Annotated in this window: 13 protein-coding genes; 7 read left to right on the forward strand and 6 right to left on the reverse strand. The window is 64.6% G+C overall.

Annotated features, from left to right (window positions below; translation table 11 throughout):
* Nucleotides 1-440: 440 nt before the first annotated feature.
* Together D3877_RS20900 and D3877_RS20905 are read right to left on the reverse strand one after the other, a co-directional pair.
* Complete coding sequence (locus D3877_RS20900) at nucleotides 441-1,877, reverse strand: MmgE/PrpD family protein (protein ID WP_119832728.1); 1,437 nt, start codon at nucleotides 1,875-1,877, stop codon at nucleotides 441-443.
* Nucleotides 1,874-2,635 carry a class I SAM-dependent methyltransferase gene (locus tag D3877_RS20905; RefSeq protein WP_158599957.1) on the reverse strand — a complete coding sequence of 254 codons (762 nt, stop codon included), beginning with the start codon at nucleotides 2,633-2,635 and terminating at the stop codon, nucleotides 1,874-1,876. Before D3877_RS20905 ends, D3877_RS20900 begins: the two co-directional genes overlap by 4 nt.
* A gap of 596 nt (nucleotides 2,636-3,231) precedes the next feature.
* Between D3877_RS20905 and D3877_RS20910 the strand changes: the two genes are divergently transcribed.
* The gene (locus D3877_RS20910) at nucleotides 3,232-4,902 is read left to right on the forward strand and encodes a response regulator (protein WP_119832730.1); all 1,671 of its coding nucleotides are present in this window, start codon (nucleotides 3,232-3,234) and stop codon (nucleotides 4,900-4,902) included.
* A 6-nt stretch (nucleotides 4,903-4,908) separates the two neighbouring features.
* Here the strand turns inward: D3877_RS20910 and D3877_RS20915 are convergent, their stop codons facing one another.
* Nucleotides 4,909-7,155: a SulP family inorganic anion transporter gene (locus D3877_RS20915; RefSeq protein WP_158599958.1), complete on the reverse strand. Its 2,247-nt coding sequence runs from the start codon at nucleotides 7,153-7,155 to the stop codon at nucleotides 4,909-4,911.
* A 566-nt stretch (nucleotides 7,156-7,721) separates the two neighbouring features.
* Here D3877_RS20915 and D3877_RS20920 point away from each other — a divergent pair.
* The 5 genes from D3877_RS20920 to D3877_RS20940 are packed head-to-tail and all read left to right on the forward strand — an operon-like array spanning nucleotide 7,722 to nucleotide 12,354.
* Nucleotides 7,722-9,158, forward strand: coding sequence for an aspartate ammonia-lyase (locus tag D3877_RS20920; protein WP_119832732.1), 1,437 nt, complete (start codon nucleotides 7,722-7,724; stop codon nucleotides 9,156-9,158).
* Nucleotides 9,159-9,175: 17 nt separating this feature from the next.
* The gene (locus tag D3877_RS20925) at nucleotides 9,176-9,985 is read left to right on the forward strand and encodes a transporter substrate-binding domain-containing protein (RefSeq protein ID WP_119832733.1); all 810 of its coding nucleotides are present in this window, start codon (nucleotides 9,176-9,178) and stop codon (nucleotides 9,983-9,985) included.
* 24 nt (nucleotides 9,986-10,009) lie between these two features.
* Complete coding sequence (locus D3877_RS20930) at nucleotides 10,010-10,771, forward strand: amino acid ABC transporter permease (protein WP_119833124.1); 762 nt, start codon at nucleotides 10,010-10,012, stop codon at nucleotides 10,769-10,771.
* Nucleotides 10,768-11,547: an amino acid ABC transporter permease gene (locus D3877_RS20935; protein ID WP_238475009.1), complete on the forward strand. Its 780-nt coding sequence runs from the start codon at nucleotides 10,768-10,770 to the stop codon at nucleotides 11,545-11,547. The genes D3877_RS20930 and D3877_RS20935 overlap by 4 nt, the downstream gene beginning before the upstream one ends.
* 12 nt (nucleotides 11,548-11,559) lie before the next feature.
* A complete protein-coding gene (locus tag D3877_RS20940; RefSeq protein ID WP_119832734.1) occupies nucleotides 11,560-12,354 on the forward strand; it encodes an amino acid ABC transporter ATP-binding protein in 795 nt (264 codons plus the stop codon).
* A 19-nt stretch (nucleotides 12,355-12,373) separates the two neighbouring features.
* On the opposite strand, the gene D3877_RS20945 is transcribed toward D3877_RS20940, so the two are convergent.
* The 3 genes from D3877_RS20945 to D3877_RS20955 all read right to left on the reverse strand — a co-directional run bounded on the left by D3877_RS20945 (nucleotide 12,374) and on the right by D3877_RS20955 (nucleotide 14,655).
* A complete protein-coding gene (locus tag D3877_RS20945) occupies nucleotides 12,374-13,102 on the reverse strand; it encodes an SDR family oxidoreductase (protein ID WP_119832735.1) in 729 nt (242 codons plus the stop codon).
* Nucleotides 13,103-13,171: 69 nt separating this feature from the next.
* The gene (locus tag D3877_RS20950) at nucleotides 13,172-14,179 is read right to left on the reverse strand and encodes an alpha/beta hydrolase (protein ID WP_119832736.1); all 1,008 of its coding nucleotides are present in this window, start codon (nucleotides 14,177-14,179) and stop codon (nucleotides 13,172-13,174) included.
* A gap of 227 nt (nucleotides 14,180-14,406) precedes the next feature.
* Nucleotides 14,407-14,655 (reverse strand): hypothetical protein, encoded by a 249-nt coding sequence (locus D3877_RS20955; protein WP_119832737.1) that lies wholly within the window; start codon nucleotides 14,653-14,655, stop codon nucleotides 14,407-14,409.
* A 501-nt stretch (nucleotides 14,656-15,156) separates the two neighbouring features.
* Here D3877_RS20955 and D3877_RS20960 point away from each other — a divergent pair.
* On the forward strand, nucleotides 15,157-18,705 hold the full coding sequence (locus D3877_RS20960) for a hybrid sensor histidine kinase/response regulator (RefSeq protein ID WP_119832738.1): 3,549 nt from the start codon (nucleotides 15,157-15,159) through the stop codon (nucleotides 18,703-18,705).
* Nucleotides 18,706-18,715: the final 10 nt, after the last annotated feature.

Here is an 18,715-nt window from a genome sequence, read left to right on the forward strand (position 1 = left end):
GCGTTCCGTTCGCAATGTCGCCTGTCCGCCATCCAGTTGTGTATAATCGGCAGTTTTGTGCGTATCGGCTGTATCGGCGACGCAGACTAACCGTTAACAACGCACGCATCATCGTGTTTATATTCCTTTAGGCTGCTAAGCAAATACCAAAATCGGAAAAACCCCGACGTCATAGAACGTTTGAGGGTGTTTTTTTGGAAAAATCGCGATTGCAATCCCACTTTTGGCTGGTTGTTCGCGTCAAAGCATTGACAACCGGGGATGAAGGACGGGGCGGACGACGCAGGCGTGGCGATCCAGCGCCGAATCAGGCGAAAATGGAGGGGCGAGGGCGGCGGATCGTTCGCTTTTGCCCGGCTGGGCCATTTTGTCGCGCTGAAACGCGCAAGGCCCGCCGATGGGGTTCCATCGGCGGGCCTTGCGGGTGAAAGGGCTGGCGATCAGGCGGGGAACAGCGCCGCGAGATCGTCCAACTGGTCCAAGGTCAACAGACGCTCCAGCAGCGTGTCGGCCGCCGTCAGGCCGATGACCGGATCGGCGCAGGCGTGGAATTTGGCGTGGAGCATAGCGTCGGGCATCGGCTGGGTCGGCATGCCCGTGCAAACGCCCCGGAACCGGCTCAAAACCCGGCCATCCCGCAGGGTCAGGGTGACGCGGGACCCTTCCGGGTACAGCTCCATCGCCTTGGGGTCGGCGGCCATCTCGGGATCGAGCCGCATCTCAACCCGCGTCATCGCCGCTTGCAGGGCCGGATCGGCCAGGACCGCTGGGGTCAGTTGGTTGGGCGTCAGCGCGCCGAAGGCCAGGGCGCAACCGACGGCGAACGGCATGCTGAACTGGGACTCGGCGGGGGTCTGCGGTTGGGGATAGCGCAGGCTGATGTGAACCAGCGGGGTGACGTCGCACAGGACATGAGCGACGTCGTCCCCGCTCAACCCATTCTCGCGCAACAACTCGCACACCGTCTCGACGGCGGCCTGGGCGGCGGAGCAGACCGGGTACATCTTGAAGGCCACGCCCGGCTCGACCAGCACCGGCGGCGCGCCCAGCCGGTCCAACGCGGTCGGGTCGATCTGGCCGTCGTTCAGAACCTTGGCCCAACCATTGTCGCCTTCCAGAATGGTCAACGGCCCGTCGATGCCCATGCTGGCCAGCAGGGCGGCGCTGACGCCCGCCTCCGCCGCGCGTCCGGCCATCACCGGCTTGACCAGACGGCCCAGACACGCGCGCAGCCCCATCACTTGTGTGGCGGCGATGGCCATGGCGTGGGCGGTTTCGTCGGGGCCGAGGCGGGAAATCCGGGCCGCCGCAGCGGCGGCGCCGATGGCGCCCAACACGCCGGTGTTCCAGAACCCCTTGAAATACAGGTGATCGCCCATCAGGCGCCCCACCGCGTAGGTCGCCTCCGACCCGGCGATGAAGGCGTCGAGCAGGTCGCGCCCGTTGGCCCCGACGGCCTGACCGGCGGCGATGGCGGCGGGCAGAACCACCGCGCTGCCATGGGCGATGCCAACGTAACAGGTGTCGTCCAGATCATCGGCGTGGGCGGCGACCGTGTTGGCGAAGGCGGCGCCGGCGCTGACCAGCCCGGCGTCCGCCCGGTCGGCGGGCGTCGCGCCGAACAGGGCGCTGGCGCCAGGGGCGTATTGCATCCGGGCCAGACGCCGGGCGGTTTGCGCCGCCGGGCGTTGGGTTCCATCCAAGGCGACGCCGACGGTGTCGATGATGGAGCGAATGGCGGCGGCGCGCAGGCGGCTGCGAACATCCGAGTCCAGCTCAGGGCCGTCGAGGCGGAAGGCGGAAACCCAGACGGCCAACCGATGCAGCAGCGCGTCGGCGTCAGCGTTGCTGGCGGCGCCGGTGGCTGTGGCGCTCATCGGCTGGACACCGCGTAGAGACCATAGCCCGCCATTGCAGGGATCATCCGGCGCGCCACATCATCGACAACCGCCCAGCGCAGGGAGTGCGAGATGGTGGTTTCCGTCAGCAGGCTTTCGGCCTCAAGCTTGTTCACCGAGAAACCGGCGTCGGACAGATCACGGCGGAAGGTCCCGCCGAAATACACATGATAGTAAAGGTCGAGGCGGGCGCCGTCGTCGGTAAGGCGCGAATAGGCGATGTCGTTCGGCTCCAGCGGCGTGCCTTCAAACTCGCGCGGCCCCAGGCCGATGTGACGCAGGAAGTTTTCCTTGTGATAGCGCCGCATGCCGTTCGGCACCGACGCGACGAAACGACCGCCGACCTGAAGGCGCTGGCGGATGCCGCGCAGGGTGGCGAGGCGACCGGCGCGGGTCGGGATGTGCGACAGGACGCCGAACATCGACATGGCGCCGTCATAATCGGGGCATTCGTTGAAATCGCCGCAGATCAGCCGAACGCGATGCCGTTTGGGATGATTTTCCAGGCGCTTGCGCAGCTTTTCCAGGGCGATGGCGCACACATCGAAGCCAATCAGCTCAGCGTCGGTGTGTTCCAGCATCCGCATCAGGTAACGGCCTGTGCCGCAGCCGAAATCCAGGATGCGTTTGCTGCCTTCGAGATCCTTGACGACGCGTTCAAGGGCGAAGGGGCTGACGTCGGGGTATCGGTTGTCGTAAAGGCCGCTCGTGTAATATTTGCGGTACGTCTCCACCATCGCATCCGCCGCACGTCCCTTTACGGAATCCATTGGCATTGGAGTGGCCTCGGCGCTGAGGGGCGGCAGGCACTGCGATTCGGGCGTCATTGTGAATATCTCCGGTCTCTGAGACAAAAGGGATGGTTGATTTTGGTTTCAGAATTTAAATAAATTTAGTTTTGGGAATAATCAATAGAAAAGTAAGCTTTTTAAAATGTATACTATGGTATGCGGCGGCTATCGGGGCGTGGGTTTTAAGTCCTTCTTGATATACTTTTGAGTTGTTTGCAAATACATGAATATTTCATAAATGAAATTAATGTTGATTTTTTCTGGAAGCGCGCATAGCGGAGTGGTTCTTTGCAAAAGCAAAGGGAAGTTTAGCAATTCATAATGTCAGGAAGCGGCGGTCGCCAAGCGGTGTGCTCGATAGAGCGCCCGCTGAGAGAATCAATTTATAAGATTATTTCTATGGGATTGATTGCCGCCAGCAATAGGCTTGATTCGACTTGCCGATCTAAAAAATTGTCCATCATAGACCGGGTCCGTCGTTTTTAGTATGGTGCGTCCGGCCATGGGCCGAGGCGCCATCCGGTTTCAGCAGGTCATCAGCCATGAAGCAGTCTCAGAGTCACGATGGAAGCAACGCCCAGATCGGCGCGCCGATCCCGTCCTGGAAGGTGCTGATCGCCGATTCTCAGCCGGATCAGCACGACGCCGTTGGCCGTTGTCTGGCCAGCCTGCGTCACGACGGGCGGGGGGTTGAGTGTCTGTCCGCCTTTTCCGCGCGGGAGGCGACGGCCCTGTTCGGCCAGCACCCGGACATCGCCGTGGTCCTGATGGATGTCGGACTGGACGGACCGGCGGCCGTGCAGCGCCTGATCGAGCATATGGACAAAGCGACGGCGACCTGGGCTGGTCCGGGCCTGCGGCCCCGCGTCGTCTTGTGCACCCGCGATCCCGATCAATGGCCTGAGCGCGCCGCGTTCGAGGCGACCGCCATCGACGGGTATGTCGTGACGGCCCCTATGGCGACGGATCGCCTGTATGGCGCCGTGTTGTCGGGGATCCGCCTGCACGCGTCGATGATCGCGCAGGACAGCAGCCAAAAGGGAATGGCGCGGGTGATGGTGTCGACCGCCGGGATATTCGAGCTGCGGTCCTCCCATCATTTTTATTTCAATCTTTTGTTGCAGATCAACAGCCTGTTCAACATTGTTCAGGATTCGCTGTTGTTCGTCGTCGGCGACAGCGCGCCCAAAGACGATGTGGCGCGCATCCGCGCCGCGTCCGGGCGCTTTTCCGCGCTGCGCAACCAAACCATTGCGGCCATTGAGGATCCGCGCATCGTCTCTGCCGTGCGCGAGGTCTTCCAAAACGGCCGCACGGTGCAGACCAACGAGCATTTCGCCTTCGCCATCAAGACACGCTACGAGGTGATGGCGGTCGCCTTCATCGATGGGGCGCTTGGCCTCAGCGCGATGGAACGGCAAATGATCGAAATCTTCCGCACCAAGGCGACCACGGCCTTCAGCAACATGATGCTGATCGACGAGTTGAACGCCTCGCAAAAGGCGGCGGTGTTCGCTTTGGCGCGGGTGGCCGAATACAAGAAGAACCTGATCCAGGGGCATCACAAGCGAATCGAGCGGTTGGTCAGCGAAACCGCGCGCGAGATGCTGCAACGGTCCTTTCACCCTGAGGAGCTGGACGAGGATCTGGTGGCCAAGGTCGGCGTCGCCAGCGTTTTGGCCGACATCGGCATGATGGTGGTGCCCGATCAGGTGATGCACAGCACGCGGGTGTTGGATGGTGATTCCGTCGAATTGATCCGCCAGCACACCATTGTTGGTTGGGAGATCCTGCGCGACGCCGCGACCATGCTGCGGGGGCGCTCCATCCTGGCCATCGCGGCGGAAGTCGCGCTGTCTCACCATGAACGGATGGACGGCAGCGGTTATCCGTACCGTTTGGTTGGCGACGCCATTCCGATTTCTGGGCGGATCGTGTCGGTCGTGGATGTGTTCGACGCGCTGATTTCCGACCGCGAACATCGCGAGGCCTGGACGGTCGACGCCGCCCTGTCCTGGGTGACGGAGGAGTCCGGGCGGTTGTTCGATCCCCTGGTCGTCAAGGCGTTCCGGACCGTGGTGGCCCGCATCCGCGAGGCCGAACCCGACTGGTTGGCGACCGAAATCGCCTCTCCGGCTTTGGCGGGCAAGATCACGACGGCCAAGCGTGATTTGCGGCGGATGATCGACCGCATCACGCATCTGTTGAACTGAAAGGGTTTACGCCCGTTTCAGGGAGCGGCGGGAGGCGGCTTCCCGGCGCAGCATGGCGCTTTCGTTTTGCGACAGCCGCAGCCGTTTGGCCATCAGGCGCAGGATGATGGCGTGGAAACGGGCGGCCAACCGGGGATGGTCGATGTTGAGCTGTTCCATGCTGTCGTTCGGCAGGCCGTAGACCACGCTGGGAACCTCCGCGATCGCCGTCGCCTGGTGGGTGCCGGAGGTGTAGAGGTCTTCCTCCCCCACCATGGCGCCGCCGACCAGACTGGCGACGCGGCGGGGCGAGCCGTTTTCATCCTCGACCATCACCGACACGCGGCCTGAATCGACCAGATAGAGCATCGTCGCCGCCGTTCCCCGGCGAAACAGCAACTCGCCGCTGTCCAGATAGAAGGGCTGGAGATAGGTTTTCAGGAACTCCACGGCGATGCCGTCGCCCAGCCCGGTCAGCAACCATTCGTTCAGCATCGGGAACTGGTCGTCCATCCGCCCCTCGAAGGTCGCCAGAATCTGCTCCTCCGCCCACTCCGTCGCGGCGTCCAGTGTGGGAAAACTGTCTTTTTTTTGCAGGCGCAGGCTGCCCGCGCTGTTGAGGACGCGCAGGATTCGCGGGGAAAGTCCGGTGAACACCACCGCCACGCCAGCCCGCTGGGCAATTTGTCGCACCTTGAAGAAGGTCATCGCCGCCGAGGTGTCGACGCCATCGACGCCTTTGAAGTCGAGAATCAGGAAGCGCATGACGTGGCGCACCGCCAGATCATGGCGAATCCGGTCCAACAACGGGCTGGCCATGCCAAAGAAGATGAAACCGCGAAAGACGATGACGCGAATCGCCTCGCCCTGCTGGTCGAGAACCGTCTGTTCCTCCTCCGACCGTTGGAAGGTGCTGCGGAACTCAACGCCGCTCAGATCATGCTGGACGACGTCGACACGGCTGTAATTGATGGCGAAATCCAGACAGGCGCCGATGATTCCCGCCAGCATTCCGACGGTGAAGCCGAACAGGATCGTCACCACCAGGATGAGGATGATGAGCAGATACTCGCGAACCAGCAGGCGGGACCAGGATTCGACCAGCCACTCGTGCATCAGCGTCGCGCCAAGCGAGAGCAGGAAGGCGCCCAGAACGATCTTGGGCAGATAGCCGACCAGGGTCGGCGCGACGAACAGCACGGCGGCGCACAGCGCGGCGACGATCAACCCGCTGACCCGCGTCTTCGCCCCGGCGCGCAGAATGGTCAGGCTGCGCCCCGGCGACAGCAGGGCCAGATAGCCGCCCGCCAGCGCCGTGACCAGATTGGCCAGCCCATGGCCGCGCAACTCCCGATCCAGATCCATGTCCTGGCCGGTGGCGACCTCCATGCCGGTGGCGCACAGCAGGATGGTGATGGCGGCCACCATCATCACCGCCGCCATTTCGCCAGCGTGGGACAGCAGAAGTTTCCATTGCAGATCCTGGACGCTCAACAGCTCCCAGGGGGAAAAGACGCGGATGTCGGTCAAGCCCTGGAACAGCCAGCCATCGGCCCGCGCGGTGGCCAGATCGACGCCGGACACAGCGAGACCGGCGTAGACGGCGGCGATGTCGACGACCAGCAGCAGCGGCAGGGCCAGCGGATGGCGCGAGCGTTTCATCACGGCGAAAAACAGCGCCGCCATGGCGATGGCCACCAGCAACTGAGGCGATGGCCCTTGATCCAGCAAGCGGTGCAGGCCAGCCAGCGTCAAGGGCGTGTTGGCGATGATTCCCAGCGCGCCGCTGGTCATCAGCCAGCCGGTCGCCGCCAGAAAGCCGCCCATCACCGGAAAGGGCACGAATCGCACCCAGCGCCCCATGCGGAAGCTGCCCAGCAGATACAGCATCGCCCCGGTCGCCAGCGTGCTGATGAACAGCGCCAGCATGACGTGCGGCAGCACCATGCCGCCCAGCCCCATCTCGTTGAGCTGGGTCGCCAGAGCGGCCAGCATGATGGACAGGACGGACGTCGTGTTGGAATCGGGACCGGCGACGGAGAAATAGAGGGAGCTGATCAGGCTGACGATCAGGGCGCCCAGAATCGCGGTGATGAGGGTGACGGCGACGCCATAAGGCAGATAGCCCTCCAGTGGCCCGGAAAACAGGAGGGCGGCGTAGGAGGATCCATAGGTGATGGAGATGAAGCCGGACAGCGCCCCACCGGACAGATCGCCAATCAGGGCGTGCGAGGTCAGATAGGCGCCGACCCGGCGGAGAGGATCGGACGGCATCCAGCGCGGCGCTGGAGACGCTGTGGCCCCGCCGTCCCGCTCCCGTCTCTCACGCTCTGTCATACCGCCTCCCACACCATCCGAACAACGGGCCGCCCCGCTGAAGTGCCCGCTTTGGAGCCTTGTTGAGCGGTGGCGGCGAAACCGCCACCACGGACCAACCGACGCTTGTTCAATTCGCCTGAAATGGACCTGATCGCATATTTCCCGAAAGGCTCGCGAGTATATTGTTATTCATATGTCTTTAAGGTAGTACCATGCAGCCTGTTGCACGTCCTATATGATTTCAGCACGGGTGGCGCGATGCGAAGAATGGATGGTGTGTCACCCGAGTTGTCTGACGTGCATGGCTTCGATGTGGCGCACAGCCTTGGAGCCAGCCTTGAGGTTCGCCAACCCCACCACCCGCCTGATGAATGGTTGAGACATAGAAAGACTTCATAATCAAAGATCGCAAATTTTTAAGAAAAGAAAATCGGTTGTGAAGCGGGTGTTGCTCGCATACTCTGGTATTAATCGGATGATTGCGCGAGCAATATTCTGAAGGATGGTCTATGGGTGACGGAATGGTCGATGATTCTGAGATAAGTTCATCAAATATTTCTGATTTATTAGGGAAGAGAATCGAATATGATTCTCTGGGCGAGGTCGCTCTGCCCGCCGATCGCCTCTATGGCGTCCACACATGGCGGGCCGTGCGCAATTTTCCGGTATCCGGGCGGGGGCTGGCTCAGGAGCCGATTCTTTTGGACGCTCTGTTGCGCGTCAAGGAGGCCGCCGCGCGAAGCAACCGGGCGCTTGGTCATCTGGCGTCCGATCAGGCCCAGGCGATCATCGACTCCTGCCGCGCGGTGGTGGACGGCGCGCATCGCGACGCCTTCGTCGTCGATCTGATGGAGGGGGCCGGCGGCACCTCCTGGAACATGAACGTCAACGAGGTTCTGGCCAATCTGGGGCTGCTTCAGCTTGGCCATCGCCCGGGCGATTACCGGCATCTGCACCCCAACGATCACGTCAATCTCTGTCAATCCACCAACGATGTGGTGCCGACCGCCATCCAATTGGCGGCCTGGACCTATGGCGACGGGCTGGTTGTCGCGTTGAACCGGCTGGCGGACGCGCTGGGTGAACGGGCAGCGGATTTTGCCGACGCGCTGCGTTTGGGCCGGACCTGCTTGCAGGACGCCCAGCCGATGACGTTGGGACAGGCCTTTGGCGGATACGCCAGTCTGGTCCGCCGTCTGGCGCGGCAATTGGGCGCGCTGTTGCCTGGGTTGAGCGCGGTTCCCTTGGGGGGGACCGCCATCGGCACCGGATTCGGCGCGGCGCCCGGCTTTCGGGATCGGGCGCTGGCGGAATTGTCCGAACTGACCGGGCGCGCTTTGCGCGCGCCGGACGACGCGTTCGACGCGATGCAGAACGCAGACACGCTGTCCCGCTTGTCGGGCGAACTGCGCACTGCCGCTCTGGCGCTGGGCAAGCTGGCCGGGGATCTGAGCCTGCTGGCCTCCGGCCCGGTCGGCGGTTTTGGCGAGGTGACGTTGCCGCCGGTGCAATCCGGCTCCTCGATCATGCCGGGAAAGATCAACCCGGTCATGCCCATGACCCTGTCGCAGATTGGCTTCGCGGTGGCCGGAAACGACGCCTGCATCGCCATGGCGGCGCAGCAGGGGCAGTTGGAGATCAACGCCTTTGGCCCGGTGATCGCCAGCCGCCTGTTTGAATCCTTCGCCTTGCTGACCCGTGGCGTCACTCTGTTCACCGACCAGTGCGTGACGGGGTTGACCGCCAACCGGCAGCGCTGCCTGGATCATCTGCTGGCGTCGGACGCGGTGGCGACAGCCTTGCTGCCCCGCGTCGGTTACGTCCAGGCGACGGAGCTGGTGAAGGGCGCGCGCCGGGCGGGTCAACCCTTTCTGGACTCGCTGGAGCAGGCCGGGTTGCTGACACGGGATGAGGCGCTTACCCTGATCCGCGCTACCGCCATCACGCCCAATCTTTGATACGAGAGAGGTTCCTCATGCTCTCCAGAATCGCCGCTTCCTTGCTTTTTCTGCTGCTGACGATCACGACGGCTTTAGCGGGGGTTGACGATATCAAGGCGATCCAGGCGAAGGGCGTCCTTGTTGTTGGTGTGAAGGCCGATTACCGGCCCTGGGGGTTCATCGACCCATCGGGGGCGTTCGTCGGCATGGAAATTGACATGGCGAACGAGATCGCCAAGCGTTTGGGCGTCCGCCTGGAAATGGTGCCCGTCACCACCGCCAACCGCATCGAATTTCTGCGGCAGGGCCGCATCGATCTGATCCTGGCGACCATGTCGGACACCCCGGCCCGCCGTCAGGCCGCCACCGTGATCGATCCGCCCTATTACGCGGGCGGCACCAACATCCTCGCCCGCAAATCGATGAACTTCCATCGTTGGCAGGATCTGCGCGGACGGCGGGTCTGCGGCCTTCAGGGCGCCTATTACAACCGCCCGGTTGCGGAAAATTGGGGCGCCATCATCGTGGCCTTCCCCGGCGTGCCGGAGGCTTACATCGATCTGTTGGCGGGCAATTGCGACGCCTTCGTGCAGGACAGTTCGCTCATCGCGTCCACCCTGGTCAGCGACAGCGCGAAATGGGCGGATTTTGAGATGCCGATGGAGACCTTTGGCGAACAGGCCTGGGTGATGGCTGTGTCGGCGGCCAATCGCGACGGCACCTTTGCCACCTTTCTGTCGCGGCTGAGCGTCGAATGGCACCGCACGGGTCACTTGATCGAGTTGGAAAAAAACTGGGGCATCCCGCCGTCGCCGTTTCTCAAGACGATGCACGAGAAAAGCTAAGCCGTTGTTGTGGAGCAGATTGGCATGAACGGCGTTTGGGAATGGTTCGCCTGGTTGAATCAAGCGCACGGCATAAATCTGCCGGTGTTCTATGATTCCTATGACCGGCAACGCTTCTTCGCCGGTCTGCTGACCACGTTGGAGTTGTCGGCGTTGAGCGTGGTCGCCAGCGTCGTCATCGGGTTGATCGGCGCGTGGCTGTTGGGCACCTCGTCGATCATCGCCCGGCGGCTGGTGCATGGCTATGTCCATGCTTTCCGCAACACCCCGCCGTTGATCCAATTGTCGTTTCTGTATTTCGCGGTCGGCAATCTGCTGCCGCGCCTGGAAGGGGTGGGCGGGAGCAGCCGTCCGCTTCTCGATGGATTCGCCTGGGCGGTCATCACTCTGTCGCTGTTCGGCGGCTCTTTCAACGTTGAGATCTTTCGTTCCGGGATCGAGGCGGTCCCGGCTTCCACCATCGAGGCGGCGGAGTCGTTGGGGTTTGGCCGTTGGCGTTTGTACCGTCATGTCGTCCTGCCGCTGGCGCTGCGCATCTGCCTGCCAGCGCTCAGCAACAATCTGGTCAATCTGGTGAAGACCTCGACCCTGGCCTACGCCATTGGCGTGCCGGAGCTGCTGTATGTTTCGGCGCAAGTCTGGTCGGACACCATGAATGTGCGGGAGATGATGAATCTTCTGCTGGTCGCCTATGTCGGCATTGTTGGCGTGCTGTCCTTTGGTCTGCGTCGGCTGGAGACGGCGTTGCGGGTGCCGGGCCTAGGCACGGTGGGGGGGCGGATATGAACGCTCTTCGGGTTTCGGGCCGCTTTGGCGTCGGCATGATGGGGCTGCTGCTGGCCAGCGTGCTGTTTGGCGAGGTGCAGGCGGCGGATGGCTCGGCAAGCCTGCTGGCGACCATGTGGAAATGGGCGCCGCTGATCGGGCAGGGGTTTCTGCTGAACATCCTCATCAGCGTGGTGGCGATGACGCTTGGCACCGTCGCCGGGCTTGGGCTTGGGCTGGGGCAGATGTCGCCGATCTGGCCGTTGCGGCACGCCGCGCAGATCGTGACCCAATTCTTCCGCAACGCGCCGTGGCTGGTTCTGCTGTTCTATTGCATTCTGCTGCTGCCCTATGAAATGCGGCTGGGTGGTCTGGTGGTGGCGATGCCCGCCTGGATCAAGGCCACGGTCGGGCTTGCCCTGCCGGTGATGGGCAACGTGTCGGAGATCGTGCGCGGCGGGGTCCAGGCGCTGCCCCCGGCGCAGTGGGATTCCGCCGAAGCGCTGGCCTTCAACCGGCGTCAGACCCTGTGGATGGTGATCCTGCCGCAGGCGATCAAGCCGATGCTGCCGCCCTGGATGAATCTGTACGCCGTGCTGATTATGGCGACTCCGCTGGTGTCGGTGGTCGGGGTCGAGGAGGCGATGACGCTGACCCGTTTCGCCCTGTCCGCCGAAAACCGCAGCGAATTGCTGTTGCCGATGTATCTGGCGCTGCTGATCGCCTTTTTCGCCTATTGCTACCCCATCGCCCGCTGGACCGCCCGCCTGGAGCGCCGGTTTGCCGTCAAACTCTGAGGAGGTCCGTTGATGCTCGACACCATCGCCGAACGCCCGGCCCCAGCCGCCGTCGCGTCCGCTCGCCCGGCGGCGGCTCCGGCGGTCATGCTCGCCAACGTCCGCAAGAGCTTTGGATCGACGCGGGTGCTGAACGGGGTGACGCTGTCGGTCAAACGGGGAGACGTCACCTGCGTGATCGGGCCGTCGGGGTCCGGGAAATCAACGCTTTTGCGGTGCATCAACGCGCTGACCCCGGTTGATGCGGGAACGGTCGTCGTCGAAGGCATTGCGGTTCATGACCCGGCGCTCGACAAGCTCGCCTTGCGCCGCCGCGTCGGCATGGTGTTCCAGCAATACAATCTGTTTCCCCACAAAACGGCGCTGGAAAACGTCATGATGGCGCCGATCCATGTTCTGCAAGAGGACCGGGAGGAGGTGGAGGCGCGGGCGGTCGCGTTGCTCACCAAAATCCGTTTGCTGGACAAGGCCCATTGCTACCCCGGTGCCCTGTCCGGCGGGCAACAGCAGCGCGTGGCGATCGCCCGTTCGCTGGCGATGCGGCCGACCATCATGCTGTTCGACGAAGTGACCGCCGCCCTGGACCCGGTGATGGTCAAGGAGGTTCTGTCGACCATCCGCGATCTGGCGGAAGAGGGCATCACCTGCATCCTGGTGACTCACGAAATGGGCTTCGCCCGCGAGGTTGCCGATCAGGTTTGCTTCACCGATCATGGAATCGTCGTGGAGGAAGGGCCGCCCGAGATGATCTTCACCCAGCCAGAGGACCCGCGCACCCGCGACTTCCTCGGCCATGTGACGTTCTGAAACGTGATTTTCTAAGGCTTTACGGCAGATTGCGCACGTCGGCGACGGGGTCGCGTCCGAACGCGTCACTCAACAGGTGGGCGAGCATCGTGGCGGCGCAAGCCTCTGGCGAGGTCAGGGCGCCGCTGTCCTTCAGAGAGACGAATCGCTCTCGCAGGATGAAACGGTCCTCCGGCGTGGCGCGCAGGGTGGCCTGCATGTCGGTGTCCACCACCCCAGGGGCGACGCTGGCGATGCGCAGACCGGGCCGCGCGTCGGCGGCGACGGCGCGGGCGTGGTGGTCCAGCGCGGCCTTGGTCGCGCCATAGACGCTCCATCCCGTATAGACGGTGCGCCCGGCCCCGCTCGACACATGCAAAACCCGGCGGTCGGGCTGGCCGTCGGTGGCGGCGATGACGGCGTCGGCCAGGATCAACGGCGCCGTGACGTTCAGCGCGACGGCCCGCGCGATGGCCGCCGGATCCAACGTTCCGGCGGGGCCGATCGGCTCCACCATCCCGGCGTTGTTGATGAGCAGAACCGGGCCAAGGCCGGGATTGTCCAGAAAGCGGTCGAGCGGTCCGCCCTTGGCCGTCAAGGCGGCGACCGCGTCGGGGTTGGAGAGATCGACGGCGATCTGTTCCAGACGCCCGGCCAGCGACTCATTGCCCAAGCGCGCCAATCCCAAAACGGCGGCGCCCTGGTCGAGCAGAGCGGCGGCCAACGCCGCGCCAAGCCCACGGGAATGGCCGGTGACGATGGCTTTCATGGCGATGGTCCTTTGGGAGCTGGCGGTTTCGGCCGAACTCCGGAAAGGTCGGTGATGCGGACGCCCGCGTCAAGCTTCGGTCGGTTGCGCGCCGCGCGCGAACGCCTCGGTCAGATGCTGGCGCACCGCCAACGCGGCGCGGGTGACGGCCCCGTCCGCCGCCTCGACCAACCGGGTCATGCTGGCGAAGGAGTGGGGCAGGGATTCATACACCGACAACGCGAACGGAACGTCGGACGCCGCCAACCGTTCGGCCAGCCGCAGGCTGTCGTCGCGCAGGCAATCCAGACCGGCGGCCAGCAACAGAAGCGGCGGCAACCCTTTGAGATCGGCCAGCAGCGGCGCCGCGCGCGGGTCGCGGGTCGGTTCGGCGTGGCCGAGATACTGGTCCCAATACCAGCGCATCCGCGCCGTGGTCAGGCCATAACGGCCATCGCCAAAGCGACGGTGCGACACCGTATGAAAATCATGGGCGAACATGCCGTAGAACAGCAGGCCGAAGGACACGCGCGGTTCGCCCGGCGCGCGGGCGGCCAGCGCGACCCCCAGCGCCAGATTGGCCCCGGCGGAATCGCCGCCGACGGCGATGCGCTCGCCGTCCAGCCCATGGGAGGCGCCATGGCGCGCCACCCAACGCAGCGCGGCCAAGGCCTCGTCATGTTGATGAGGGAAACGGTGTTCGGGAGCCTTGCCATAGGCGACAGCGACCACGGCGGCGCCGCTGCGCAGGGCGAGCAGCCGCAACAGCCGGTCGTGGGTGTCAACGCTGTTCACGGCGAAGCCGCCGCCGTGGAAATAGAGCAGCACCGGCAGCGGGCCGTCCTGCGTCGTCGGCGGGCGGTAGAGCCGCAGTTGCAAGGGTCCGACCGGCCCCTCGGCGACGATGTCGCGGGCGGGAATGGGGGGCGCGTTCTGGTTCAAAAAGACATGGGCGCGCTCCGCCGCCGCGCGGGCCTGGGCGATGGGCATGGTCAAGGGATCCGCCGAAGCCAACCCCAACGCGCCCATCCGCTCGTGCAGGGCGGTGACTTGCGGGTCCAAACGGTCGAGCGCGAAAAGCTGATTGGTGTCCGGCATAACCCCATCCCCTTGATCGAGCGATCCATGGGCCAGACGCTACGCGGGCATATATCTACTGACAATATAGATTATAAATCCAATAAACAGCAATATCATACTGTGAAATTATGGCGCAAGCGAGCTTCCGGCGGGCGCGACGCGGTCGCCGGATCAAGCGGCGGTCGGGGGGCGGACGAGGCGGCGGAGAAACAGGCGGGAGGGCGCGCGCCTCCCGCCCCCATTGGTCAGCGCACGCGGTGGCGCAGCGGGCGGACGTTGGTTTCGGTTTCCGACGCTTCGGTTGGCCGAACCTTTTTCAGTTGAACGATGAACCGCTCGGCGCCGTTTTCCATCACGGCAATGCCGGTCAGCCCATGCGCCCAGTCGCACGGAACGACGTGAATCTCCTTGATGGTGGCGGTGCCGGCCGCAAGCTCTGCGCGGTCAAGCACGACGTCACCGACCCGGAACCCCAAATAGGCATCGATCAACATTCTGATTGGGTGTCCGTCTTCCGTTTCCGGGAGCCTCCCGGCAGGGGGCGTGATCCCGCGTGGTTCACTCTGGACTCCATCTTGCCACAGATTGCGCCACGCGCGACGCTTTCCCATGCAGAATGGCGAAAGCGCAATTTTGTTTCAATGGGCGTGATGAGGACGGGGTGGAAAATATGGAAGCGGCCATCCACGCGTGAGGGAGGGTGCGCGAATGGCCGCTTCCCTGGATCCGGCCTGGACCGTCGCGGCAGCGGCGACTGGGACGGGCCTGCCCATTCCCGGTGTGGGAGATGCGCGCCGGACCCTGAGTGAGGCTGTTCTACTCCGCAGCCCCAACCAGCCGCGCCCCCTACCTTGGTTCAAAAACGCCTAAATATTGGGCATTCATGGGGCTGGACGTTGTTGCCGCCCCCGCTGTTGTCTTAGTCTGTAAGCCGTGGAGATCCGGCGGTTGGTTGGGTCAGCCATAGACTCGAAGAGGGCTAAGGGGACGTCGCCGTGCAGAGTTGGCTGGTGCTGGCCGTGTCGGCGGCCTATCTGGGCGTGCTGTTCGCCATCGCCTGGTGGGGGGATCGCCGCTCCGCCGGTCGGTCGGGCGGCGGGCTGCTGTCGGTGGGATCGCGCTGGTCGGCGGTGTTCTACGCGCTGACCCTTGGCATCTACAACACAAGCTGGAGCTTTTACGGGTCGGTTGGCCGCGCGTCGGTCAGTGGGGTTGATTTCCTGCCGATCTATCTGGGGCCGACCCTGCTGTTGCTGTTGGCCCGCCCGATCTTCACCAAGACCATCGCCATCACCAAGGCGCAGAACGTCACCTCCATCGCCGATTTCATCGGCGCGCGTTATGGCAAAAGCCAGGCGGTGGCGGCGCTGGTGACGCTGACGGCGCTGGTCGGCGTGCTGCCCTACATCGCCTTGCAACTGAAGGCGGTGGCGGCCAGCTTCGACGTGCTGACCGCCGCTACCTTGGAGGAGGCGGGGCGGGTCCGTCCGGTGTGGGGCGACACGGCCTTTGCCGTGGCCTTGTCGATGGCGGTCTTCACCATCCTGTTCGGCGTCCGCCACATCAACGCCAGCGAGCATCATCGCGGCCTGATGCTGGCCATCGCCTTTGAAAGTCTGGTGAAGCTGACGGCCTTTCTCGCCGTGGCGCTGTTCATCGTCTTTGGCATGTTCGACGGTTTCGGCGATTTGCTGACGCGCCCGCAGGCGGCGGCCCTGCTGACACCGGATTTCCTGCACCCGACCTGGTGGTCGAACACGGTGATTTCGGTCATCGCCTTTCTCTGCCTGCCGCAAATGTTCCATGTCGTGACGGTGGAGAACGACAACCCCCGCCATGTCCGCGCCGCCGCCTGGATGTACCCGGCCTATCTGCTGGCGCTCAGCCTGCTGATGATTCCGATTGCGGTGGCCGGGCTGGTGACGTTCGGCGACGGGCGGATCAACCCCGACACCTTCATGATTACCCTGCCCATCGCCGCCGAGGCGGGGGCCTTCAGCCTGATGGCCTTCATCGGCGGGCTGTCGGCGGCGACCGGCATGGTCATCGTCGCGGCGGTCTCGCTCAGCACCATGCTGTGCAACGACGTGGTGATGCCGCTTTTGTTGAGTCGCCCGCGCTTCGCCGCCCGCGTCGGCAGCCGCGACATGGTCGGAACGCTGCTGCTGGTGCGGCGGCTGTCGGTGGTCGGCATTCTGCTGCTGGCCTACGTCATGCACCGGCTGGTGGACAAGGGCTATCCGCTGACCGTCATCGGGCTGCTGTCCTTTGTCGCGGTGGCGCAGTTCGGCCCGGCCTTTTTCGGCGCGCTCTATTGGCCGCGCGCCAACCGGGTGGGGGCGCTGGCCGGGTTGGGGGCCGGGTTTCTGCTGTGGGTCTACACGCTGCTGATCCCGTCGATGGCGCGGATCGTTCCGGTGCCCGACGCCTTTCTCGACAACGGCCCTTGGGGGCTGGTTTGGCTGAAGCCCCAAGCGCTGTTCGGGTTGGAGGGGCTGGACCCGATTTCCCACGCCAGCCTGTGGAGCCTGCTGGCCAATCTGCTGGCCTTCGTGGTCGGCTCCCTGCTGGCCAAGCCCAGCGCGGTGGAGCGGACCCAGGCCATCGCCTACATCGACGCCGCCTATGACGAGGGCGAGGAGGAGGAGCGCCGCCCGTCGGCCCGTTCGCTCGCCAAGCTGGCCGATCTGCGGGCGCTGGCGATCCGCTTCGTCGGGCCGGAGCGCGGCAACGCCGCCTTTGACGGCTACGGCGTCGGGCGCGGCGGCGGGGCGGGACCGGCGGATCTGGACGCCGTGCGCTTCACCGAAAATCTGATCGCCGGAGCGGTGGGGGCCGCGTCCGCCCGCGTGGTGATGGCGGCGTCGTTGCAAGGCCGCGCCCTGTCGCGCGGCGACGCCATGGCGATGCTGGATGAAGCGTCGGAGGCGCTGCGCTTCAACCGCAAACTGCTTCAGAACACCTTGGAGAATGTCGGGCAGGGGATTTGCGTGATCGACGCCGATTTTCGGTTGGCGGCGTGGAATCACCGTTATCTGGAACTGCTGGATTTGCCGCCCGACCGGGTGCGGGTCGGCGTGCCCTTCGCCGAGCTGATCCGCTTCAACACCGAGCGCGGCGAGTATGACGCGGAGGATCTGAAGGCCCTGCTGGTCAACCGCGACACCACGACCATGGCCTGGCCCTACCGCTACGAACGCCGCCGCCCGGACGGGACCGTGCTGGAAATCGCCTGCAACCCGATGCCGGAGGGCGGTTACGTCTCCACTTACACCGACGTGACCGAGCGTTACCGCGCGGCGGAGGCTCTGCGCGAGGCCAACGAAAGCCTGGAGCGCCGGGTGCGGGAGCGCACGGTGGCGCTGCAACAGGCCAAGGGTGAGGCGGAAGCCGCCAACGCCAGCAAGACGCGTTTCCTCGCCGCCGCCAGCCATGATCTGTTGCAGCCGCTCAACGCCGCCCGGCTGTTCGTGTCGGCGCTGGAGGAAAGCGTGCGCGGTCCGTTGCCGACTGGACCGCAGCGCGAGGCCGAACGCGGCATGGTGGACAACGCGGCGGCGTCCCTGCGCTCCACCGAAATGCTGTTGGGCGGGTTGCTCGACATTTCGTCGCTGGACGCCGGGAACGTCCGGCCCAAGATCCGCGCCTTCGCCATCGGCGATCTGTTGAGCGGGCTGGCCGTCGAGTTCTCCGTCCTGGCGCAGGAGCGCGGCTTGACCCTGCGCGTCGTCGGCTCCGGCGCGGTGGTGCGTTCGGATCCGCAATTGCTGCGCCGGGTGTTGCAGAATTTTCTGTCCAACGCCGTCCGCTACACGCCCAAGGGCCGGGTTCTGCTGGGCTGCCGACGGCGCGGCGACCATCTGCGGATCGAGGTGTGGGACAGTGGCCCCGGCATTCCCGAAAACAAGCAACGGGAGGTGTTCGAGGAGTTCCGCCGTCTGGGCGCCGCCGCCAGCGGCGGGACCGCCGCCGACAAGGGGCTGGGGTTGGGGCTGGCCATCGTCGACCGCATCGCCTCCCTGTTGGGCCATATGGTGACGGTGCGCTCGACTCTGGGGCGCGGCACCGGCTTTTCCGTGGATGTGCCGGTGACGGAGCATCGCCCGATGCCGCTCAACCGTCCCTCGGCCCCGCCCGCCGGGGTGCTGGCCGGTGGGCTGCTGGTGCTGTGCATCGACAATGAAGAGGCGATTCTGGCGGGGCTGCGGGCGTTGCTGGGGCAATGGGGCTGCCGGGTGGCGACGGCGTCGGACGTCGAGGGGGCTTTGGCGGCGTTGGCGGCGATGGGCGAGACGCTTCCCGACGTGGTCTGCGTCGATTATCACGTCGCCGAGGGGCTGACCGGCCTTGCCGTGCTGGAACGGTTGCGCGAACTGTGGGACCGTCCGGTGAAAGGGCTGCTGCTGACCGCCGACCGTTCCGAAACCGTGCGGCTGGAGGCGGAACGCTGCGGCTGCGGGGTGATCTACAAGCCGGTGAAACCGGCCTCGCTGCGCCGCTTCCTCAACGGGGCGGCGCTGCAAACGGCGGCGGTCGCCGAATGACAAGCCGGAA

The organism is Azospirillum cavernae, assembly GCF_003590795.1.
GTDB lineage: Bacteria > Pseudomonadota > Alphaproteobacteria > Azospirillales > Azospirillaceae > Azospirillum > Azospirillum cavernae.